A 21734-nucleotide genomic window follows, 5' to 3' on the forward strand; every position below is an offset into this window, starting at 1 on the left:
TATCGCGTTACRAGATTGACCCCGAGCATAACCGAGAGCAGCGCCAAAGCCCAAGGGTAGAGCGGTCAGAGCCGCTCATCAGATTTCTCGGGTGCATCGGCGATCAGCATGAACAAACGGAACAGCACCACGCTGGTGAACAACTGCAGGAAGCTGTGGGCGCTGTCGATCAGCAGGGAGATCACCGGGTTCTGCGGGTCAGGGTAAACCGCCAGCGTCGCTCCCTTGAGCACCCACAGCGGGCCCATCACGCACAGAATGCACACCAGAATGCGTATGAAATGCCCGCGGGTCAGGCGCAGGCTTTCCTTCATCGCCGCCAGCGGTGCCAGGCCGCGCAGCACCAACAGGTACTCGCCGAACGCCAGCGTCACCATCAGCCAGATGCCCGGCAGGAAATACAGCGACAGGCCGATCAGGATCAGCAGGGTATTAAGGGCGGTCAGTACGGCGAAGCGCGGCCACAGGGTCGCAGCGGCTGCCAACAGGTCGCGGGTACGCGGCGATTCGCCGCGGCTACGGGCATCGAGAAACAGGATCAGCGCGGCGGTGTACAGCGGATACACCAGCAAGCCGACAATCACACTGATGCCGGCGAAACTGTCTGGCCCGGTGGAGCGGTCGACCACTTGTTGCAGCAGCGCCTCGACAATCACCAGCGGCAGGCATAGCTGCACGATCTGGCTCAGATTGCGCTTGAAGAAATACAGAGAGTCACGCAGTACATCGAACGAATTCATCAGTCGGTATCGCAGGTTGAAAGCAGTGCCTCACTTTAACCGATCAACCCCTTCGGGGCACAAACGTAAACGTTCGGTAAAGGTCATTGAAACATCCTGTATCAGCCCCATTACTGGTGAGCACCTTATCCACTGTGGGTGAGGGCACTGATATTCCCGGCAATCTACGAGGTCGCCATGAACAGCGAAGAACAAACCCTGATCGATGGACTGTTTTCCCGGCTGCAACAGGCCGAAACGGACTCAGCCCCGCGCGACGCCCAGGCCGAGACGCGGATCAAGGAACACCTGACTCGCCAGCCAGCGGCGGGCTATTTCATGACCCAGGCGATTCTGGTGCAAGAGGCAGCCATCAAGAGCCTCGACGAACAGAACAAGCAACTCACCCAGCAAGTGCAGCAATTGCAGGCCGAACTGCAACAGGCCAAGGCGCAGACAGCGGCGCCGGCGCCAAGCGGCGGCTTTTTGTCGAGCATTTTCGGCGGCGCTTCCCGTGATCCGCAGCCTGCGCCGACTCAAAGCGCAGCCCCCTCGAATGGCGGCTGGCGTGAACCAGGACGGCCGTCGTTCAACTCGCAGCCGCAGCAAAACTTCGGTGCACCGCCTGCTCAGCAGAGTTTCGGAGCGCCGCCTCAGCAGAATTACGCACCGCAACAGCCTGTCGGCAGCGGTTTCCTCGGCGGTGCATTGAAAACGGCAGCGGGTGTGGCCGGTGGCGTGATGCTGGCGCAAGGCATCAGCAGCCTGTTCCATCACAATCAGCAGCCGGAAGTGGTTGAAGTCATCAAGGAAGAACCGGCCAAGGTCAACGATCAGAGCGATAGCAGCGGTTGGGGCAATGATCAGCGCGTGGCTGACAACTCCAGCGATCAGGGCGGTTTCACCGACGCGGATTACGATGATGACAGTTCATCGTTCTTCGGCGGCGATGACGACGACTCCTTCATCTGACACATCTGTGGCGAGGGAGCTTGCTCCCGCTGGACTGCGTAGCAGGCCCCTTGGGTTTCAAAGCAAGGGGGCCGCTTCGCACCCTAGCGGGACGCTGCGGCGTTCCGACAAGCTCCCTCGCCACACGGCCGATTATTCGCGGAACAATCCTTCTGGCTGGCATACTGGGCGACTTTTCGGGCCTGGAGCCTGATCCAGCCCGCGCGCCTATGCGCCACGACCCCGCGCGCCAACGCGCAGAGAGGATGTACGGTGAAAAAAATCGCAGTGTTCGCCGATGTCCAGAACCTCTACTACACCGTGCGTCAGGCCTATGGTTGCCACTTCAACTACGCCGCTTTGTGGGCTGACGTCAGCAAGCAGGGGCAGATCGTCGAGGCCTATGCCTATGCGATCGATCGTGGCGACAGCAAACAGCAGCAGTTCCAGCAGATCCTGCGCAACCTCGGCTTCGTCGTGAAGCTCAAGCCCTACATCCAGCGCAGCGACGGTTCGGCCAAAGGCGACTGGGACGTGGGCATCACCCTCGACATCATGGACGCCGCCGATCATGTCGACGAAGTGGTGCTGGCCTCTGGCGACGGTGATTTCGACATGCTGCTGGAGCGCATCATCGCCAAGCACGGTGTGCAGGCGGTGGCCTACGGCGTGCCGGGCCTGACGGCCAACTCGCTGATCCGCGCCGCCAGTCGTTACGTACCGATCGAAGGCGCGTTGCTGCTCAAGAATTGATTTTTACGGAGTTGAAACAGGTTTGGAACGCATAGCAGTCATCGACTTTGAAACCACCGGGATCTCCCCGAGCAGCAGCTGCCGGGCCACGGAAATTGCCGTGGTGATTCTTGAACAGGGGCGTATCGTCGAGCGTTACCAAAGCCTGATGAATGCCGGCGTGCGGGTGCCGGCGTTCATCGAACAACTGACCGGCATCAGCAACGCCATGCTGCGCACCGCCCCCTCGGCCGAGCAGGTGATGAACGAGGTCAATGAATTCGTCGGCATCACGCCGCTGCTGGCGCACAACGCTGCGTTCGACCAGAAGTTCTGGGACTACGAGCTCGGGCGAATCAAACGTACACGTCTGCAGAACTTTGCCTGCTCGCTGTTACTCGCCCGCCGCCTGATGCCCGCTGCGCCGAACCACAAACTCGGCACCCTCACCACCTTCGCCAGCCTGCCCAATACCGGCAAGGCTCACCGGGCCATGGCCGATGCGGAAATGGCCGCCAACCTGACGGCGCATCTGGCGCAAGAGCTGCGGCAAAAGCACGGGTTGCGCGAGTTGTCCCATGATCTGTTGTGCAGCCTGCAGAAAGTACCGGCGGCGAAGATCAATGAGCATTTGAAGCGGTATCGCGGGTTTTAAGGTCTTGTAGTGTTTCTACTGGCCTCTTCGCGGGCAAGCCTCGCTCCTACGGATTTATGGGCGCCCCGACATTGGGGGCGCCTCAAAAACCGTAGGAGCGAGGCTTGCCCGCGAAGGCGTCAGTCGCCTCACTATTTCCCCTCCAGTTGACCCAACGGCACGCGCTTTTCGATGGCACTCGACAACACAATCGAGGTCTTGCTGAACCCGAACGTGGCGATCCGGTTGATCAACTCTTCCAGCTCCGGCATCGAGCCCACCGCCGCTTGCATGATCACGCACGGATCGCCGGTGACGCGATGGCACTCGGTCAGCTGTGGGATTTTGATCAGTTCGTCGTAGGTTTTCTGGTTACCGTGCTGGTTCAGGCGCAGTTCGATGACGCACTGGATCGGCAGGCCGATTTTGGACAGGTCGACTTTCGCCTGGTAACCAGTGATCACTCCGCAGGCTTCAAGTTTGGCAACGCGTTCGGCCACCGCCGGAGCGGACAGGTTCACCTTTCGCGCCAGATCGGCGTAGGACGCACGACCGTTTTCCAGCAGGGCGCTGAGGAGCATGCGGTCGTATTTGTCCATCGTGGCCTACCTGAAAAATGACTGACTTTCGAAAGCACGGTTTATAGCGTCGAACTCCGTGTTTTGAAAAGTGTACCGGCGCTATAAACAGGTTTTGTAGCTTATTTTCCGCTGTTGGCCTTTCTAGAATAGCGGCTCTCCTTGTCTTGTTCCTCGAGCTGCCCATGTCTGGTCTACGCCGTTTTTCCTTACCGCTGATCGCTGCTTTTTTCGCGTTGTACGTGATTTGGGGGTCGACTTATCTGGTGATTCGCATCGGCGTGCAGTACTGGCCGCCGTTGCTGCTCGCCGGTATCCGCTTCGTGCTCGCCGGGACGTTGATGTACGCGTACCTGCGCTGGCGCGGGGCGCCGGCGCCGACCTGGGCGCAGTGGAAAGCGGCGGGGATCATCGGGATTTTGCTGCTGACGTGCGGTAACGGTGCGGTGAGCGTCGCCGAACACACGGGCGTGGCCTCTGGCGTGGCCGCGTTGGCGGTGGCGACGGTGCCGCTGTTTACCTTGTTGTGCGGATATTTCTGGGGCGCGCGTAATACCCGTCTCGAATGGGCCGGGATTGTGCTTGGGCTGATCGGTATTGCCATGCTCAACCTCGGCTCCAACCTGCAATCGAGCCCGTTGGGCGCAGCGTTGCTGGTGTTCGCGGCGGCGTCCTGGGCCTTCGGCTCGGTGTGGAGCAAACACTTGCCGTTGCCTCAGGGCGCGATGGCCAGTGCCGTGGAAATGCTGGTGGGCGGCGTGGTGTTGCTGATCGGCAGTGCGGTGAGTGGCGAGCGTCTGGAAAGTCTGCCGCCGATCGAAGGCTGGGCGGCGCTGGCGTACCTGACCCTCTTCGGTTCGATCATCGCCTTCAACGCCTACATGTACCTGTTGAAACACGTGCGGCCGGCCGCAGCCACCAGTTATGCCTACGTCAACCCGGCGGTGGCGGTGTTGCTGGGGATCGTATTCGTTGGCGAGACCATCGGTGTCGAGGAAGCGCTGGCCATGGCGGTGATCATCAGTGCCGTGGTGTTGATCGGGATGCCGCAGTGGCGCCGTGGCACGGATCGGTCGGCCCCTGCCGTAGTGGTGCCGACAGAATCCCGAGCGAATTAGGGTAAACTGCGCGCCATTGCACACTTGTTTCGCACAATCGCGCTGAATTTTCCTACGGTACTCCCATGACTTTCGCCACCCTTGGCCTGATCGAACCCTTGCTGCGCGCCCTCGAGACGCTCGGCTACCAGACCCCGACGCCGGTTCAGGCGCAAGCGATTCCGGCGGTGCTGGCCGGTCGCGACCTGATGGCCGCGGCCCAGACCGGCACCGGCAAAACCGCCGGTTTCGCCTTGCCGCTGCTGCAATTGCTGGCCATGGAAGGGCCGAAAGTCAGCGCCAACTCCGTGCGCGCGCTGATTCTGGTGCCGACCCGCGAACTGGCCGAACAGGTTCACGAAGCCGTGCGCCAGTATGCCGAGAACCTGCCGTTGAGCACCTACGCGGTGTACGGCGGCGTCAGCATCAACCCGCAAATGATGAAACTGCGCAAAGGCGTCGACCTGTTGGTGGCGACCCCGGGCCGTTTGCTCGACCTGTTCCGTCAGAACGCGCTCAAGTTCAACCAGCTGCAAACCCTGGTGCTGGACGAAGCCGATCGCATGCTCGATCTGGGCTTTTCCGAGGAGCTGGGGAATATCTATAAAGCCCTGCCTTCGAGACGTCAGACGCTGCTGTTCTCCGCGACCTTCTCCGATGCGATCCGCATGCTGGCCGGGCAAATGCTCAACGACCCGCTGAGCATCGAAGTCAGCCCGCGTAACGTGGCCGCCAACACCGTCAAGCAATGGGTGGTGACGGTGGATAAAAAGCGCAAGCCGGAGCTGTTCATTCACTTGATGCGCAAGGGCAAGTGGAAGCAGGTGCTGGTGTTCGCCAAGACCCGTAACGGCGTAGACGCGTTGGTGGAAAAACTCCAGGGCCTGGGCGTCAATGCCGACGGCATCCACGGCGACAAACCCCAGGCAACTCGCCAGCGGGCGCTGGATCGCTTCAAGGCCAGCGAAGTGCAGATCCTCGTGGCCACCGACGTGGCTGCCCGTGGCCTGGATATCGAAGATTTGCCATTGGTGGTCAACTTTGACCTGCCGATCGTGGCAGAAGACTACATCCACCGCATCGGTCGTACCGGCCGTGCGGGCGCAACCGGGCAGGCTATTTCGCTGGTCTGCGCTGATGAAGTGAATCAACTGTCAGCCATCGAGATGCTGACCCGTCAGACGTTGACTCGCCAGATGGAGCCGGACTTCGAACCTGAACACCGCGTGCCGGATACCGATGCCAGCGGTCAGGTGATCAAGAAGCCGAAAAAACCGAAGAAGCCCAAAACCTCTGGTGGCGGCAAGCGCAACCTGGGTAAATGGGTCGAGAGCGGTGAGGCGTCGGCGCCGGAGCCTTCGATCAAGCCGGTGCGTAAAGTGCCGGTGTTCAATACCGGGCCGCGTAAGCGTAAGCCTTGATCCTCTGAAGATCGTTCCCACGCAGTGTGGGAACGATCAGTGTCGGTGCTTCAACCACTCCACCATCCCCAACCCCGCCGCTCGCCCACTGGCGAAACACGCGGTCAGTAGATAGCCGCCGGTCGGCGCTTCCCAATCGAGCATTTCCCCTGCGCAGAACACGCCGGGTAGTTGCTTGAGCATCAAACGTTCATCCATCGCCTCGAACATCACGCCACCGGCACTGCTGATGGCTTCGTCCAATGGCCGGGTTTTCACCAGCGTCAGCGGCAATGCCTTGATTGCTTTGGCCAGCAGGGCCGGATCGGCAAAACAGTCAGCCGGTGTCAATTCCCGCAACAATGCTGCTTTCACGCCATCTAGCCCAAGCTGACTGTGCAGGTGTTTGGCCATGGAGCGTGAGCCGCGCGGTTTGCTCAGCGCCGCCTGGATTTTATCCACAGGCTTGCCCGGCAACAGATCGAGGTGAACGGTTGCCGAGCCATGTTGATTGATCGCTTCGCGGATCGCTGCCGACAGGGCGTAGATCAAACTGCCCTCAATTCCCGTGGCAGTGATCACACACTCGCCGAGTCGCGGCACGTCGTCATTGAGGCCGATGGCGATGTTTTTCAGCGGGCTGCCGGCGAATTTGCTGACCATCAATTCGCTCCAGGCCTGCACCTCGAAGCCGCAATTGCTCGGTTGCAATGGCGCCAGCCCTACACCGCGCTGTTCCAGCGGCAGCATCCAGRCACCGTCCGAGCCGAGACGCGACCAACTGCCGCCGCCGAGTGCCAGCAGGCTCGCATCCGCGTGAACGGTTTTTTCGCCTTCGGGGCTGTCGATTAGCAAATCACCGTTGTTATCCCAACCGAGCCAGCGATGGCGGGTGTGGATAACTACGCCGGCATCGCGCAGGCGTTTGAGCCAGGCACGCAACAGGGGCGCGGCTTTCATGTCGGTGGGAAACACCCGGCCGGAGCTGCCGACAAAAGTTTCGATGCCCAGGTCATGAATCCATTGGCACAAGGCTTCGGCGCCGAACGAGCGTAACAGCGGGGCGATCTGCGGCGCCCGTTCGGCATAGCGTGAGAGAAATGCCGGGTAGGCCTCGGAGTGGGTGATGTTCATGCCGCCGACCCCGGCGAGCAGGAATTTTCGCCCCACTGAAGGCATGCCGTCGTACAGATCGACCTTGATCCCGGCCTGGCTCAACACTTCAGCCGCCATCAAGCCGGCGGGGCCGCCGCCGATGATGGCGACGTGAGGGGGGAGGGAAGTGGAGGGCTGGGTCATGGCGAGAGCTGCGGCGTGGCGGAATAAGCCGCGCATTCTACCAGCCCTGCTCCCTGTGGGAGGATTCGAGGGCTGGTTAAAAAACAACCACCGCTCTGTAACCTATACCCCGCATGGGCTGCCGGCCCTTTCACTCAGGTTATCCACAGGCGGTTCCACAGGCATTGTGGGTAAAGACTCACACATCAATGACAACCTGATGACTGCCACACCCGTTGGGCGCTGTGATGGAGGATGCCATGACGGCGCGCCAGGGCCTTGCGGTCCTTGCTGTAGCCGCCGCCGATCACGCCGACCACCGGAATATCCCGGCCCAGGCAATGGCGCATCACGCTTTCATCACGAGCGGCGACGCCTTCGTCGGTCAGCTTCAGATAACCCAGGGCGTCGTCCTTGTGCACATCGACACCGGCGTCGTACAGCACCAGATCCGGTTGATAGAGCGGCAGCAAATAGTTGAGCGCATCGTCCACCACCTTCAGGTAATCGGCGTCGCCCATGCCCATCGGCAACGGGATGTCCCAGTCGCTTTCGGCTTTGCGTGCAGGAAAATTCTTTTCGCAGTGTAGGGAAACGGTCACCGCTTCCGGGGTGTTGTGCAGGATTCGTGCAGTCCCGTCGCCCTGATGCACATCGCAATCGAAGATCAACACCCGATTCACCCGGCCACTTTCCAGCAGGTAATGGCTGATCACCGCCAGGTCATTGAAGATGCAGAACCCGGCAGGGTGATCGTAATGCGCGTGGTGCGTGCCGCCGGCCAGGTGACAAGCCAAGCCATGTTCCAGCGCCTGTTCGGCCGCCAGCAGCGAACCGCCGACCGCCCGCACGGTGCGCCGGGCCAGTGCTTCGCTCCAGGGCAGGCCGAGGCGCCGCTGGTCTTCGCGGGACAACTCGCCACCCATGTAGCGTTCGATGTACGCAGGGTCATGAGCGAGGGCGAGAATATCCGCCGGGCACAGGTCCGGGCGCAGCAGATCGGCGTCGCGGGTCAGGCCACTGTCCACCAGGTGATCGCGCAGCAGGCGAAACTTGTCCATGGGGAAGCGGTGATCCGCCGGGAACTCGGGACTGTAGTCTTCGTGGTAGATCAGGGGCAGGGGCATGGCTGATTTATCGGGGAAGCATGTAGGAATGAGTGAACGATCCTACCAGCGATGTAGACTTGCGGCATGGAAACCGAGGGGAGGGGCACGATGGAGCCGATACTGGAACTCGAAAGCGCACGACTGTCATTACGGCAGTGGCGCGATGAGGATTTGCCGGCGTTTGCGGCGATGTGCGCCGATCCACAGGTGATGCGTTATTTTCCGGCGCCCTTGAGTCGGCTGGAAAGTGCCTCGCTGATAGGGCGGGTTCGCGGGCATTTTGCCGAGTATGGCTTCGGCCTCTGGGCACTGGAGCGCAAGGACACCGGAGCGTTCATCGGGTTTACCGGGCTGAGTGTGGTCGGCTTTGACGCACCGTTCACGCCAGCCATCGAAATCGGCTGGCGCCTGGCGCGCGAGCACTGGGGCCTGGGTTATGCCAGCGAGGCGGCTTGGACCGCTCTGCGTTGCGGGTTTGATCGCTTGGCGCTGCAAGAGGTCGTGGCGTTCACCACCGAAACCAACCTGCCTTCGCAAAAAGTCATGCAGGCGATCGGCATGCACCATGCCCCCGCCGATGACTTCGAGCACCCGCGGCTTGCAGAGGATCATCCGCTGCGCCCGCACGTGTTGTACCGCATCACCCGTGAGCAATGGCTGCAAACCTTGCATGGATAAGCAGGCACGGACGTTTACAATGGCCCTCATGTTGAACCGGGCCATAAACTGAATCGACCGCCGCAGCCAAGACTGCGCGGCATTATTGCTCTGTGTGAGGAGAGTCTGAATGAGCCAAGTGTTGGAAGATCTGGTAGACCTGCTGACCCTGGAACCGATTGAAGAAAACCTGTTCCGTGGCCGCAGCCAGGACCTGGGTTTCCGTCAGTTGTTCGGCGGCCAGGTGCTCGGCCAGTCCCTGTCGGCGGCCAGTCAGACAGTCGAAGAGACACGCCATGTGCACTCGATGCACGGTTACTTCCTGCGTCCGGGCGATGCGAAGTTGCCGGTGGTGTATCAGGTCGATCGGGTGCGCGATGGCGGCAGTTTCAGCACGCGCCGGGTGACGGCGATCCAGAAGGGCAACCCGATTTTCACCTGCAGCGCCTCGTTCCAGTACGACGAAGAGGGCTTCCAGCATCAGAGCCAAATGCCGCAAGTGGTCGGCCCGGAGAACCTGCCGTCGGAGCTGGAACTCACTCAGCAGCGCGCACACCTGATCCCGGAGCACATGCGCGAAAAACTGCTGTGCCCGAAACCGATCGAATTCCGGCCGGTGACCGAAAAAGACCCCTACAACCCGCAGCCTGCCGATCCGGTCAAATACGTCTGGTTCCGCGCCGATGGTGCGTTGGCTGACACTCCAGCGCTGCACAAATACCTGCTGGCCTATGCGTCGGACTTCGGCTTGTTGACCACCTCGATGCTGCCCCACGGCAAATCGGTCTGGCAGAAAGACATGCAGGTCGCCAGCCTTGATCATGCGTTGTGGTTCCACGCCGACCTGCGCGCCGATGACTGGTTGCTGTACGCCATGGACAGCCCGTGGGCCGGTAACTCGCGTGGATTCTCCCGTGGCAGCGTGTTCAACCGTGCCGGGCAACTGGTGGCCTCGGTCACTCAGGAAGGCCTGATTCGTCATCGCAAGGATTGGGCATGAGCCTGGCCGAGGTGCGGCACTGGGTGTTCGACATGGACGGCACCCTGACCGTGGCCGTGCATGACTTCGCGGCGATTCGCGTGGCATTGGCGATTCCTGCAGAACACGACATCCTCACTCACCTCGCTGGGCTGCCGGCCGAAGAAGCGGCGGCCAAACATGCGTGGCTGCTGGAACACGAGCGGGATCTGGCACTGGGTTCGAAACCGGCTCCGGGCGCGGTGGAACTGGTGCGTGAGTTGGCCGGGCGTGGTTATCGCCTGGGCATTCTCACGCGCAATGCCCGTGAGCTGGCCCATGTCACGCTGGAGGCGATTGGCCTGGCCGATTGCTTTGCGGTGGAGGATGTATTGGGCCGCGATGAAGCGCCGCCCAAACCGCATCCCGGTGGTTTACTGAAACTGGCCGAGGCCTGGAAGGTGCCGGCGAGTGAAATGGTGATGGTCGGTGATTACCGCTTCGACCTGGATTGCGGCCGGGCGGCGGGGACGCGGACGGTGTTGGTGAACCTGCCGGATAATCCGTGGCCGGAATTGACTGATTGGCATGCGCGCGATTGCGTGGAATTGCGGCAGCTGCTTTCGGCTTGAGAGATTGGGCGTCCGATCAGACGCCCCAAAACTCACTGCCCGAACAACGCCTTCTGCCCCTCGGGCGAGGTAAACATCCCGTCCCCATTGTGCCCGACGCCGGGCACTTCGATCAGCTGCTGACTCAACCCTTGAGGATGGCGCCGTTTCAGATAATTGAAATAATTGCGCCCGCGAATCAAACGAGAAGCGCCCTGGGCTTTGGCTTCGCAACTTTTATCCAGCGCCGGGTGATTCGGGTCGATGTCCTGCTGCCCGAGCAAATAAACGATGTCGCGTTTGACGTAGTTTTCTTCCATCTGCGCAGGCGTTTGCCCATTGGCATAGGCGGGCAAGTCCGCCAGCCCATACTTCCAGCGATTGAAGTTCGGACACCCCGCGTGACTGAACGCCACTGGCCGTTGCTCATTGAAATAGGCATACGATGAAGGATTGGCGATCACATAACGCACCTTCACCCCCGCTGTGTCGAGGGCTGGCTGAGGGTGGCTCAACATGGCGTAACGCTGAACTACCTGAGCGCCGCCCGAGTGACCGGCAATGACAATTTGCTTCACGTCCGGAAACTGTCGCCGATCACCCAGGCGAGCGATGATTTCGTCGAGCGCCGCGTAGGAGCTCAGCGTAAACGGCGCGGTGGATAACCCGCCGGCCATCCAGTCATTGCCGTGCCAGCGTAAAACGCTGTCAGGCACCGGGTGGCTCGCGATGTCGGTTTCATTGAGAAACTGTGGGGCGAGCACCAGGGTGTTATCGCTTTGCCCGGCTTGCTGGGCCGCGTGCTCGGCGCTCTGGCGGTAGGTTTCAGCGTTGCGCAAACGACCATGAATGATGATCAGCACTCGTTCGATATTCTTCGCCGGTGTCGGGCCGATGCCCACCGCGATTTCGCCGGCGCTCAACAGCAGGCGCCCGGAACTGATCTCCTTGACCCCCTGCTCGGCAGCCTGAGCGCTTGTGCAGGTGATCAACAGAGCTAACAACCACTTGTGCATTACAGATTCTTCGCGGCAAAGGTATCGCACTGGCCAACCTGGCCTTGTGCAAATCCGGCTTTGAACCAGCGCACCCTTTGCGCTGACGTACCATGAGTGAACGAGTCCGGTACCACGCGGCCCTGACCTTGCTGCTGCAAGCGGTCATCGCCGATGGCGTTGGCGGCGTTCAAGGCTTCTTCGATGTCACCGGGTTCCAGCCAGTTCAGGCGCTTCTGCGCAATGTTGGCCCAGACCCCGGCCAGGCAATCGGCCTGCAGTTCCTGACGCACCAGCAAACCACCGTCGCCCTCCATTTGCCGGCCCTGCTGCCGGGCGGTCTGAATCTTCGCCGAAACGCCGAGCAAGGTCTGCACGTGGTGTCCGACTTCGTGAGCGATCACGTAGGCCTGGGCGAAATCACCTGCGGCGGAAAAACGCTGGGACATTTCCTGGAAGAAACCCATGTCCAGGTAGACCTTCTGGTCTGCCGGGCAATAGAACGGACCAGTCGCCGATGTCGCCAATCCGCACGCCGAGTTCACCTGATTGCTGAACAGCACCAGGGTCGGGTCTTTATATTGCCGACCGGCCTGCTGGAAAATCTGGCCCCAGGTGTCTTCGGTGTCGCCGAGGATCGAGCGCACGAATTCGGCGTTTTCATCATTGGCCGGCGGTGCCTTGCGGGTGTGGGTGGTGGCCGGAGCCGATTGCTCGCTCATTTGTCCGGTCAATTGACCGAGGATCTGCATCGGGTCCTGGCCGGTGATCCAGCCGATCCCGACGATCAACAGGATCGCCGTCAGGCTCAGGCCCTTGCCCCCGCCGAAGCGCATCCCGCCACCCCCACCGCCGACATCATCGCCACGGGCATCGACCACGTTGTCGCTGCGTCGGCCTTTTTTCCATAGCATGGGGGTGAGTCCTCGTTTGAATATGGTGATGAGTGTTGCTGGTCAGTGAGAGCGGCGCCAGTCCGGTCGTCTGTCTTTTACTGCGCACGGAACATTTCAGACTTGTATTGAACACGGATAGCCCAGCGAATTCCTTCAGGGCGACAGGTTTTTACCGAGTGGGCGAATGCTTGTCTCGAGAATCACTGATCAAACTCACTCTATATCGGCGATATGCCGGGCAGCGATGTAGCCGAAGGTCAGCGCCGGGCCGAGATTGATACCGCCGGCGGGATAGTGCCCGCCCATGATGCTGGCCATGTCGCCGCCCGCTGCATACAACCCGGCGATGGCCTGCCCCGACTCGCCAAGAACCTGGGCATGTTCATTGACCTTGAGCCCGGCGAAGGTGCCAAAGCAGCCAGGCTGGACCTTCACGGCGTAGAACGGGCCTTGTTCAATCGGCGCGACGCACGGGTTGGGTTGCTGCAACGCATCGCCCTGTTTGCGGTTGTAGGGCGTCGAGCCACGACCGAACAACGGATCTTCGCCGTTGCGCGCACACCGGTTGTATTCATCCACCGTGCTGCGCAATCCGTTTGGGTCGATGCCGCAGGCCAGGGCCAATTCCTCGACAGTGTTGCCGGTTTTCAGATAACCGCTGCGGATAAAGGATGACAGCGGCACCGGAAACGGCCGAGAAATTCCCAGGCCATAACGCCGTTGAAAACCATGAGTGCAGATCAGCCAGGAGGCGACTTCTTCGCCCAGCGGTGCGGCGGCGACCATGGCCGTCACGTAGTCGTAGTAGCCGTCGGCTTCGTTGACGAAGCGCCGGCCGTTGCTCAGCACACCGATGATCCCCGGTTTGCCGCGTTCGATGATGTGCGGGAAGTGGCCGATGCTGCCGTCACTGTGCGGCACTTGCGAAACCGGCGCCCAGGCCACGGGCGATGCCATGTCGGTGTTGACCCGCGCACCGGCGCTTTCGCCCAATCGCAAACCATCACCGGCGACGCCGAGAGGCGGCAGCGCCAGGTGTTCGTTGCCGGTTGGTGTGCGGGGGAACAATGCCTTGCGTCGCTCGATATCATTGGCGAAACCTCCGGTCGCGAGCACCACGGCCTTGCGTGCATGGATGCGGATATTGCCTTTGGCGGTACTGACGATCGCGCCTTGCACCTGATCGCCTTCGCGAAGCAACTCGGTCACCGGTGCCGATTCCCAGAGCAAGACGCCCAGGTCTTCGGCGGACTTTGCCAACCGCGCAACCAGCGCCACGCCGTTGACCAGTTGCATCGCCCGACCATGAACAACGAGGTCGAACAAGTGCCGGGTGAAGCGCCGGGTCACATGCCATGCCGCGGGCAAAGAGCGCGTCAGGTTGAGAAATGCGCTCAGGTCCGCCCCCGCCATGATCGGCATGCCCATGAACGAAGTTTCCCGCATGGTTTTGCGAAGGCGCTTCAGTAGCTTGCCGACTTTTCGTCCGTCATAAGGCGCAGCGATCACCGACCGTCCGCCGGTGCCGGCGCCCGGCGTGTCGCCATGAATGTCGGCGATGGCGTTGCCATCGGCGAATTGCAGGGCAGTGTGTTGCTCGAAGAACGCGACCATTCGCGGGCCAGCCTCAAGGAACGAGTCGATCATCGCCGGATCGTAACGCTCACCCAATTCGTGCTTCAGGTAAGTGCGCGGTTGCTCGACGTCTTCAACGATGCCGGCACGACGCGCCAGAGGATTGCACGGCACCCAGGCCCATCCGCCGGACCACGCCGTGGCGCCGCCGAACACCGGGTCTTTCTCGACCACGATCACTTTCAAGCCATGCCAGGCTGCGGTTACAGCTGCGGACAATCCGGCCGCACCGGAGCCGACGATCAGCACATCGCATTCGATGTCCGCAAGGAGGGGAGAGTCGGCAGGCATCGTTTAAAAGCTCCAGGTTGTTTTTGGAATTTGATTCCAGAAAATATAAAGRCTTGATTGATCCCGGCAACCATTCACTGCGTAAAGAGGGCGGTTATCGGACAGCGGGTTCCAGATTTCGCATTACGTGGTTTGTCTTTTAGAATCGGCAAAATTTCGAGTGGAACCCCCCCATGGCCGGCAGTCAGATCGAACGTGTTTTCAGCGTGCTGGAAAGCCTCACCAGTGACCCTCGCGGCCTGCCGATGCAGACGTTGGCGGAGCAACTGGACATCCCCAAAAGCGCGACCCACCGTCTGCTCACCGAGCTGATTCGGCTGGGTTACGTGCGACAGAATCCGGAGAACCTGCGCTATCACCTGTCGACCAAACTGGTGGCGATGGGTTTCCGTTACCTGTCGAGCAGCGGCGCCGATATCGTGCAGCCGGTGCTCGATCGCCTGGCCGAGGAAACCGGCGAGCTGGTGCGCCTTGGCGTTATTGAAGGCGAGCGCCAGATCTGGATCGCCAAGTCTCAGGGTGCCCGCTCGGGCCTGCGCTACGACCCGGACATGGGCCGTGATGCGCCCTTGTTCTACACCGCGTCGGGCCATGCATGGCTGGCGTGCATGAGCGATGCCGAAGCGTTGTCGCTGGTGGAGCGTCAGGGGAGCGAACGGCCGAAAGACCTGGGGCCGAACGCGCCGCGTTCCAACATTGAGTTACTGGAGCGCCTGCGTCTGGCGCGAGAGCAGGGCTACGCCTGGGTCGAAGAGAGTTCGGCAGTGGGCACCTCGGCGATTGCGGCGGTGGTGCGCCACCCAGGCGACGGTCGAGTGATCGGTGTGCTGAGCATTGCCGGGCCAAGCGCGCGGATGCCGGGGGCACGGTTGCATGAACTGGCGCCGCTGTTGTTGAAGTTCACTGAGGAGCTGTCTGCCGCAAGCCTGGCTTCGGAGTTGTTCGTCTAATTCTGCCCGCACAAACCCATATGTGGGCTATGCGAATCTGTGCGTTGTTCGAACACAAGTTGCCGTTACTTCTGTAAGAATCTGGAACCAGGTTCTAAATTATTGGAATTCATCCCTCCGACAATAATCACAAGAGGACCGCAGCATGACTTCGCCCCTTCGCATCGCCCTGATCGGTGCCGGCAACATGGGCCAGCAGCATTACCGGCATCTGCAAACCCTGACACAAGCGACGTTGTGTGCGGTGGCCGATCCCGGCCCACAAGCGGCAGGCCTCGCAGGCGAATGGGGCGTGGGGTATTTCGCGGATCACCGTCAGATGCTGGACCAGGCGAAGCCAGACGCGGTGATCGTCGCCAACCCGAACACGCTCCACGTCAGCACGGCGCTCGATTGCCTCGCCGCCGGCGTGCCGGTGCTACTGGAAAAACCGGTGGGTGTGCACCTGGATGAAGCGCGCGAACTGGTGGCCGCGTCAAAAGCCACCGGAGTTCCCGTGCTGGTCGGCCACCATCGCCGGCACAATCCGTTGATCGTCCGCGCCCATGAACTGGTGCAGGGTGGCGCTTTGGGGCAGCTGACGACGGTGACGGCGCTCTGGCAGTTGCGCAAACCCGACAGCTATTTCGAAACGTCGTGGCGCCGCGAGCCCGGTGCGGGGATGTTGTTGACCAACCTGATTCACGACCTCGACCTGCTGCGGCATCTGTGCGGCGAAGTGCGCCAGGTGCAGGCAATCACCAGCAATGCGGTGCGCGGATTTGCCAACGAAGATTGCGCGGCGGTGCTGCTGCAATTCGACAACGGCGCACTGGGCAGCCTGACCGGTTCCGACGCGGTGGCGGCGCCCTGGAGTTGGGAGCTGGGTTCCGGGGAGAATCCGGCCTATCCGCGCCAGGCCGATCAGCCCTGTTACTTGCTGGCCGGGACGGGCGGTGCATTGAGCATTCCGCAGCTCAAGCGCTGGCACTACGCCGACGTCGATGGCGGATGGCATCAACCGTTGCTGGCGGAACAGGAACGCTTCAGCGTCGATGAAGCATTGCGTTTGCAGTTGCAGCACTTCGTGCGCGTGGCGCGTCGGGAAGTCGAACCCTTGGTGAGCGCGGCCGATGCTGCGCGCACCCTGGCGCTGGTTGAGGCGATTCGCGAGGCCGCCGAAACCGGTCGTGCCTGCACCCCGATGTCAATCGAGGGATGAGCATGAGTGAGCGAATCTTTTCCCTGGCCAGCCTGACGGTGCTGGAGTTGTCTCCGCCGGAGATGGTCGAAGTCGCAGCACGGGCAGGATACAGCCATGTCGGACTGCGCCTTGAACCTGCGACACCCGAAGAACATCACTTTGCGCTGGTAGCCGATGTCGGTTTACGGCGTGAGACGCTGGCGCGGCTGCACGACACCGGCATTCGTGTGCTGGATGTTGAAATCCTGCGTCTTAAACCGCAAACCGTCGTCGCCGACTTCGAGAAGATTCTGGCGGTCGGGGCGCAATTGGGTGCCAGTGAATTGCTGGTGGCCGGTAACGATCCCGACGAACAACGACTCACCGAGAACTTCGCCCGGCTGTGTGATCTGGCGGCACCTTACGGGCTGCATCCGCATCTGGAGTTCATGCCATGGACCGATGCACGCAATCTCGAACAAGCGGTGCGCGTCGTCGAAAACGCTGACCGGGAAAACGGCGCGGTGTTGGTGGACGCGTTCCATTTCGACCGATCGGGTTCGCGGCTGGAAGATCTGGCCAAAGTTGCCCCGTCACGGTTACGGTACACGCAGTTATGCGATGTCGCGGGGCCACGGCCAACGGACATGGCGGAGATTTTGCGTCAGGCGCGTAACGAGCGGCGTTTTCCGGGCGATGGTGATTGTGATCTGGCGGGGTTGTTGCAGTGTTTGCCGGCCGATATCCCGTTAAGCCTGGAGATTCCCACCGTGAAGTTGCTGGAGCAGGGCGTGAGCGGGTTGCAGCGGGCGCAGATGGCGTTGGATAAGACTCGGGAATTGTTGGCGCGGCGGTAAGCGGTGCTGCGCACCTATCGCGGGCAAGCCACGCTCCCACAGGTTATCCAGTGTTCATGCAGGAACGAGGCTTGCCCGCGAAGCTTTTGATTTTTGATGCAAAAAAAAAGGATCGCTAATGACCATCAGCACCCCGCTCTCCGGTGTAAACCAACCCTTCAAAGGGATTCTGCTGATTGTCGTCGCGACCTTTCTGTTTTCCAGTCACGACGCCTTGTCGAAATATCTATCGGGGTTCTATCCGATCGTCATGGTGGTCTGGGCCCGTTATGTGGTTCACACCTTGCTGATGGCCGGGATTTTCCTGCCGCAATCGGGGTTGCGCGTCCTGCGCACCAAACGGCCATTGCTGCAGTTGTTCAGGGCGTTGTGCCTGTTGGGCACCAGTTTGTTTTTCACCACCGGTTTGCAGTACATCCCGTTGGCCGAAGCCACGGCGGTCAACTTTCTCGCTCCGGTTCTGGTCACCGCGTTGTCGGTGCCACTGCTGCGTGAGCGGGTCACCCGTGGCCAATGGATCGCGGTGATTTGCGGATTTGTCGGCGTATTGATCATCGTCCATCCCGGCGGGGATCTGTTCACGCCAGCAGTCTTGCTGCCGCTCTGCTCGGCACTGTTTTTCTGCTTCTATCAATTGCTCACCCGCAAGCTCAGTGAAATCGACAGCCCGACCACCAGTAACTTCTTCGCCGGCCTGTGCAACACCCTGGTGATGAGTGCGTTGGTGCCGTTTTTCTGGAAAGTGCCAAGCCTTGGGCATGGATTGATGATGGTTGCACTGGGCGCCTGCGGGATGACGGCGCACCTGTTTCTGACCCAGGCGTTCCGCCATGCCGCCCCCGCGCTGCTGGCACCGTTCGGCTATTGCCAGATTGTCTTTGCCGGTTTGCTGGGCTGGTTGCTGTTTTCTCACACGCCGACCCTGACCACGGTGGTCGGGATCGCGGTGATTTGCTGCAGCGGGTTGGCGGCGGCGTGGCAACAAAGCCGCCGCTGAACCCGGTCAAAATTTGAAACGCACCACCAGGTTTTGCAGGCCCGCCGCCAGTCGCGACAACTCCTGGCTGGTGGCGCTGGTCCGGGTTGCGGCGTCGGCGCTTTCCAGCGACAGGTCGCGGATGTTCAGCAGATTACGATCCACCTCACGGGCCACCTGCGCCTGTTCTTCCGAGGCGCTGGCGATCACCAGGTTACGTTCATGGATCTGCTCCATCGCCCGGGTGATTTCTGCCAGTGCCAGCCCGGCCTGTTCAGCAATCGACAAGGTTTCGGCGACACGCTGACTGTTGTCGTGCATCGACATCACCACACCGTTGGTATCGCCCTGAACCCGGCCGATGATCTGTTCGATCTCCCGGGTTGATTGCTGAGTGCGATGCGCCAGCGCCCGAACTTCATCGGCCACCACCGCGAAACCACGCCCGGCTTCCCCGGCTCGCGCAGCCTCGATGGCGGCATTGAGCGCGAGCAGGTTGGTCTGTTCGGCGATGGCGCGGATCACGTCCAGCACCTTGCCGATTTCCCGGGACTGCTCGGCCAGGGTCTGAACCTGTTGCAGTGCGATGCCCGCATTGCTGCTCATCGCCTGAATCGAATCCAGTGTTTCAATCACCCGTGCCTGGCCCTGATTGGCTTGCTGTGTGGACTGTCTGGTGCTGTCGGAAGTCGACACCGCGTTGCGTGCCACTTCTTCCACCGCGACGGTCATTTCGTTGACGGCCGTGGCGGCCTGCTCGATTTCATTGTGTTGCTGTTGCAGCCGACTGGAGTCCTGTTGAGTGCTCTGATTCATCTGCTGGGCGGCGGCCGCCAGTTGGGTCGACGTGCCGCTGATCAGTTGCAGGGTTTCCCGCAGGCTGGTCTGCATGGCTGACAGGGCCTTGAGCAAGCGTGCGGTTTCATCGGCGCCGTGGCTGCGGATCGGTTGACTCAGGTCACCGGCGGCCACTTGTTCGGCCACGTCGACCGCCTGACGGATCGGCAGGACGATGCTGCGAATCAACAGCCAGGCCAGGCACAGGGTCAGGAGCGCGACCGCTATCAGCGCACCGATCACGGTGATTTTTACCTGGTTGTAGAGCGAGTCAGCCTGGTTGGCTGACAGGCTGACTTCGTTGGCGGAAAGCGCCATCAATTCGGCGAACTGGTCACCGGTCTGGGTCGAGTAGTCCTGGATTTTGCCATTGAGCAACGCGGTCATTTCTTCGCTGCGGTTCTCCCGCGACAGCGCTTCGTATTGCGCCAGCGCCTGGCGGTAGCTGGTGACGGTGGCGACGAACTTTTCGTACGGCCCCCGGTTGTAATCACCGACCAGCGGAGTGAATTTTTCCAGCGTCTCTGCAAGCCAACCCTGCACTTGGTGCAGGCGTGTGACGGTGGCATCGAGCACCTTTGGATCGCGGTTGAGCGCCATGCGCAGGCTGAGCACGCGAATACTCAGGATGTAGTCGCGGATTTCACCCAGGTGGCGAATGCTGGGCAGGGAGACGTTTTCAGTGTGCTGGCCGGTGGCGCGAACCTGCGCGACCTGTTTAAGGGCGAACAGCCCCTGCAACAGGACCAGCAGGGCGATGACGCCGAAGCTGATCACGGCACGCTTGGCGATGCTCAAGTTACCTGGCGACATGGTGTGCCTCTGTGGCTTTGAGAAAAAAGGGTGAAATGGATAAATCGCGGCCATAAAAAAACGCAGGCCCGGGATCAGGCCTGCGTTTGTGGTGTATCAATCTTTTACGGTCGGAATCTTGCGCGGTGCCATGAAGTACATCCAGGTCAGCGCGATGAAGTACATCGCCGGAATGATGGTGAACAACACGGTGTAGTTGTTGTTGGTGATGGTCAGAATGTGGCCGACCAACTGGGTCATGAACATCCCGCCGATCGCCGCGCACATGCCACCGAAGCCGAACACCGTACTCATCATGTGTTTAGGCGTGTAGTCCATCACCAGGCTCCAGATGTTCGCGGTCCAGGCCTGGTGCGCGCCAATGGCCAGGGAGATGGCGAAGACTGCGAGCCACAGGCTGCTCGAACCGGCGGCCATGACCACGCCGATGATGCAGCAGGCGAACAGGAACATGGACATCAGTCGGGCCTTGATCGGGTTGATCCCGCGACCGATCAGGAACGAAGACAGGATCCCGCCGCCGACGCTGCCGAAGTCAGCCGTGAGGTAGATGATGATCAGCGGAATACCCATCTGGGTCACGTTGATCCCCAGGTTGTATTGCTGATTGAGGAACGGCGGCAGCCAGTACAGGTAGAACCAGAACACCGGCGCGGTGATCGAGTAGGCGAGGGCGAAGGCCCAGGTGCCACGCATGCGCAGGATTCGCGAGAACGGTACGCGGGATTGTTCCGGTTCGACTTCCTTCTGGATGTAGTCCAGTTCCGATTGTTTAACGCTCGGGTGATCTTCCGGGTTGAAGTACTTCAGGCCCCAGAACAGCAACCAGATGCCACCCAGCGCCGCCATGCACAGGAACGCTGCCTGCCAGCCCCAGGCGTGAAGAATCAGTGGCAGCAGCATCGGTGTGAACATCGCACCGACGTTGGTCCCGGCGTTGAAAATACCGGTGGCCACGGCGCGCTCGCCAGCCGGGAACCACAACCGGGTGGTTTTCACGCAGGCCGGGTAGTTGGCGGCTTCGGTCAGACCGAGAATGAACCGGCAGACCATGAAACCCGCCGCCGAAGTGGCCAGGCCATGAGCGCCGGTGGCCAGGCTCCAGAGCAGTACCGCGAAGAAGAACACGCGCTTCACGCCGACCCGGTCGATCAACCGGCCTTGCAGCACGAAACCGACGGCGTAGCCGACCTGGAACCAGAAGTTGATGTTGGCGTAGTCCATCGCCGTCCAGCTCAGTTCCTTGGCCAGGATCGGCTGCATGACGCCCAGGGCGGCACGGTCGATGTAGTTCAGGGTGGTGGCGAAAAATACCAGCGCCAGCATTCCCCAGCGGGTTTTGCCGACGGCCATGGCGCCGCGGATTTTGTCGCCGATGCCGCCAGTAGCGACGCTTTGGGCCGAAGCCACGCGAGAGCTTTGAGAAGGAAACATGTGTGTGCCATCCGTTCAATGACTGACAAGCGAGGCTTGTCGGGACTTCAAGGGCGCGTGATCAATCGATGGCGACGGGCGCGGGTGAGATTGATCGGCTGAGGTGTTTTCGTCAGGCGACGACAACGTTTTATTCAGCGAGCGGCGCAGTTCGGCCGAGTGGG

21 protein-coding genes are annotated in these 21734 nt (G+C 61.0%); 12 read left to right on the forward strand and 9 right to left on the reverse strand.

Features of this window, described 5'->3' with window-relative positions; genetic code table 11:
• Window positions 1-65: 65 nt before the first annotated feature.
• Window positions 66-740, reverse strand: a complete 675-nt coding sequence (locus tag AC1DIS_RS14370) for a YciC family protein (RefSeq protein WP_019581325.1) — start codon at window positions 738-740, stop codon at window positions 66-68.
• Window positions 741-917: 177 nt separating this feature from the next.
• Here AC1DIS_RS14370 and AC1DIS_RS14375 point away from each other — a divergent pair, with 177 nt between their 5' ends.
• The 3 genes from AC1DIS_RS14375 (at window position 918) to AC1DIS_RS14385 (ending at window position 3057) form a co-directional block, all read left to right on the forward strand.
• A complete protein-coding gene (locus AC1DIS_RS14375; RefSeq protein ID WP_028938848.1) occupies window positions 918-1691 on the forward strand; it encodes a DUF2076 domain-containing protein in 774 nt (257 codons plus the stop codon).
• Between the two features lie 252 nt (window positions 1692-1943).
• The gene (locus AC1DIS_RS14380; protein ID WP_018925783.1) at window positions 1944-2423 is read left to right on the forward strand and encodes a LabA-like NYN domain-containing protein; all 480 of its coding nucleotides are present in this window, start codon (window positions 1944-1946) and stop codon (window positions 2421-2423) included.
• Window positions 2424-2445: 22 nt separating this feature from the next.
• Window positions 2446-3057 carry a 3'-5' exonuclease gene (locus AC1DIS_RS14385; RefSeq protein WP_018925784.1) on the forward strand — a complete coding sequence of 204 codons (612 nt, stop codon included), beginning with the start codon at window positions 2446-2448 and terminating at the stop codon, window positions 3055-3057.
• Between the two features lie 131 nt (window positions 3058-3188).
• Here the strand turns inward: AC1DIS_RS14385 and AC1DIS_RS14390 are convergent, their stop codons facing one another.
• Window positions 3189-3635, reverse strand: a complete 447-nt coding sequence (locus tag AC1DIS_RS14390; protein ID WP_018925785.1) for an Lrp/AsnC family transcriptional regulator — start codon at window positions 3633-3635, stop codon at window positions 3189-3191.
• 164 nt (window positions 3636-3799) lie between these two features.
• On the opposite strand from AC1DIS_RS14390, the gene yedA reads away from it, so the two are divergent.
• Together yedA and AC1DIS_RS14400 are read left to right on the forward strand one after the other, a co-directional pair.
• Window positions 3800-4732: a drug/metabolite exporter YedA gene (gene yedA, locus AC1DIS_RS14395; protein ID WP_086945928.1), complete on the forward strand. Its 933-nt coding sequence runs from the start codon at window positions 3800-3802 to the stop codon at window positions 4730-4732.
• Between the two features lie 65 nt (window positions 4733-4797).
• Window positions 4798-6132 (forward strand): RNA helicase RhlE1, encoded by a 1335-nt coding sequence (locus AC1DIS_RS14400; protein WP_086945927.1) that lies wholly within the window; start codon window positions 4798-4800, stop codon window positions 6130-6132.
• A 36-nt stretch (window positions 6133-6168) separates the two neighbouring features.
• On the opposite strand, the gene AC1DIS_RS14405 is transcribed toward AC1DIS_RS14400, so the two are convergent.
• Both AC1DIS_RS14405 and AC1DIS_RS14410 read right to left on the reverse strand, forming a co-directional pair.
• A complete protein-coding gene (locus AC1DIS_RS14405) occupies window positions 6169-7410 on the reverse strand; it encodes a TIGR03862 family flavoprotein (RefSeq protein WP_477780937.1) in 1242 nt (413 codons plus the stop codon).
• A gap of 185 nt (window positions 7411-7595) precedes the next feature.
• Window positions 7596-8516 (reverse strand): histone deacetylase family protein, encoded by a 921-nt coding sequence (locus AC1DIS_RS14410; RefSeq protein WP_018925789.1) that lies wholly within the window; start codon window positions 8514-8516, stop codon window positions 7596-7598.
• Window positions 8517-8606: 90 nt separating this feature from the next.
• Here AC1DIS_RS14410 and AC1DIS_RS14415 point away from each other — a divergent pair, with 90 nt between their 5' ends.
• The 3 genes from AC1DIS_RS14415 (at window position 8607) to AC1DIS_RS14425 (ending at window position 10745) form a co-directional block, all read left to right on the forward strand.
• Window positions 8607-9176: a GNAT family N-acetyltransferase gene (locus AC1DIS_RS14415; protein ID WP_019581317.1), complete on the forward strand. Its 570-nt coding sequence runs from the start codon at window positions 8607-8609 to the stop codon at window positions 9174-9176.
• Between the two features lie 109 nt (window positions 9177-9285).
• Window positions 9286-10155, forward strand: coding sequence for an acyl-CoA thioesterase II (gene tesB, locus AC1DIS_RS14420; protein WP_019650913.1), 870 nt, complete (start codon window positions 9286-9288; stop codon window positions 10153-10155).
• A complete protein-coding gene (locus AC1DIS_RS14425) occupies window positions 10152-10745 on the forward strand; it encodes an HAD family hydrolase (RefSeq protein WP_028938856.1) in 594 nt (197 codons plus the stop codon). The genes tesB and AC1DIS_RS14425 overlap by 4 nt, the downstream gene beginning before the upstream one ends.
• Window positions 10746-10777: 32 nt before the next feature.
• On the opposite strand, the gene AC1DIS_RS14430 is transcribed toward AC1DIS_RS14425, so the two are convergent.
• The 3 genes from AC1DIS_RS14430 to AC1DIS_RS14440 all read right to left on the reverse strand — a co-directional run bounded on the left by AC1DIS_RS14430 (window position 10778) and on the right by AC1DIS_RS14440 (window position 14541).
• Complete coding sequence (locus AC1DIS_RS14430; RefSeq protein ID WP_086945923.1) at window positions 10778-11740, reverse strand: alpha/beta fold hydrolase; 963 nt, start codon at window positions 11738-11740, stop codon at window positions 10778-10780.
• The gene (ypfJ, locus tag AC1DIS_RS14435; RefSeq protein ID WP_018925794.1) at window positions 11740-12633 is read right to left on the reverse strand and encodes a KPN_02809 family neutral zinc metallopeptidase; all 894 of its coding nucleotides are present in this window, start codon (window positions 12631-12633) and stop codon (window positions 11740-11742) included. The genes AC1DIS_RS14430 and ypfJ overlap by 1 nt, the downstream gene beginning before the upstream one ends.
• Window positions 12634-12828: 195 nt before the next feature.
• On the reverse strand, window positions 12829-14541 hold the full coding sequence (locus tag AC1DIS_RS14440; RefSeq protein WP_477743853.1) for an FAD-dependent oxidoreductase: 1713 nt from the start codon (window positions 14539-14541) through the stop codon (window positions 12829-12831).
• Window positions 14542-14714: 173 nt separating this feature from the next.
• Here AC1DIS_RS14440 and AC1DIS_RS14445 point away from each other — a divergent pair, with 173 nt between their 5' ends.
• From AC1DIS_RS14445 to AC1DIS_RS14460, 4 genes are all read left to right on the forward strand, one after another.
• Window positions 14715-15491, forward strand: coding sequence for an IclR family transcriptional regulator (locus AC1DIS_RS14445; protein WP_477743854.1), 777 nt, complete (start codon window positions 14715-14717; stop codon window positions 15489-15491).
• A gap of 145 nt (window positions 15492-15636) precedes the next feature.
• A complete protein-coding gene (locus AC1DIS_RS14450; protein ID WP_477743855.1) occupies window positions 15637-16692 on the forward strand; it encodes a Gfo/Idh/MocA family protein in 1056 nt (351 codons plus the stop codon).
• 2 nt (window positions 16693-16694) lie between these two features.
• A complete protein-coding gene (locus AC1DIS_RS14455) occupies window positions 16695-17510 on the forward strand; it encodes a sugar phosphate isomerase/epimerase family protein (RefSeq protein ID WP_477743856.1) in 816 nt (271 codons plus the stop codon).
• 118 nt (window positions 17511-17628) lie between these two features.
• On the forward strand, window positions 17629-18507 hold the full coding sequence (locus AC1DIS_RS14460; protein ID WP_064620533.1) for a DMT family transporter: 879 nt from the start codon (window positions 17629-17631) through the stop codon (window positions 18505-18507).
• 6 nt (window positions 18508-18513) lie between these two features.
• Here the strand turns inward: AC1DIS_RS14460 and AC1DIS_RS14465 are convergent, their stop codons facing one another.
• Both AC1DIS_RS14465 and AC1DIS_RS14470 read right to left on the reverse strand, forming a co-directional pair.
• Window positions 18514-20136 carry a methyl-accepting chemotaxis protein gene (locus AC1DIS_RS14465; protein ID WP_477743857.1) on the reverse strand — a complete coding sequence of 541 codons (1623 nt, stop codon included), beginning with the start codon at window positions 20134-20136 and terminating at the stop codon, window positions 18514-18516.
• Window positions 20137-20232: 96 nt separating this feature from the next.
• Complete coding sequence (locus tag AC1DIS_RS14470; protein ID WP_018925801.1) at window positions 20233-21570, reverse strand: MFS transporter; 1338 nt, start codon at window positions 21568-21570, stop codon at window positions 20233-20235.
• Between the last annotated feature and the right edge of the window lie 164 nt (window positions 21571-21734).

This window comes from Pseudomonas sp. 05N433 (assembly GCF_056396925.1).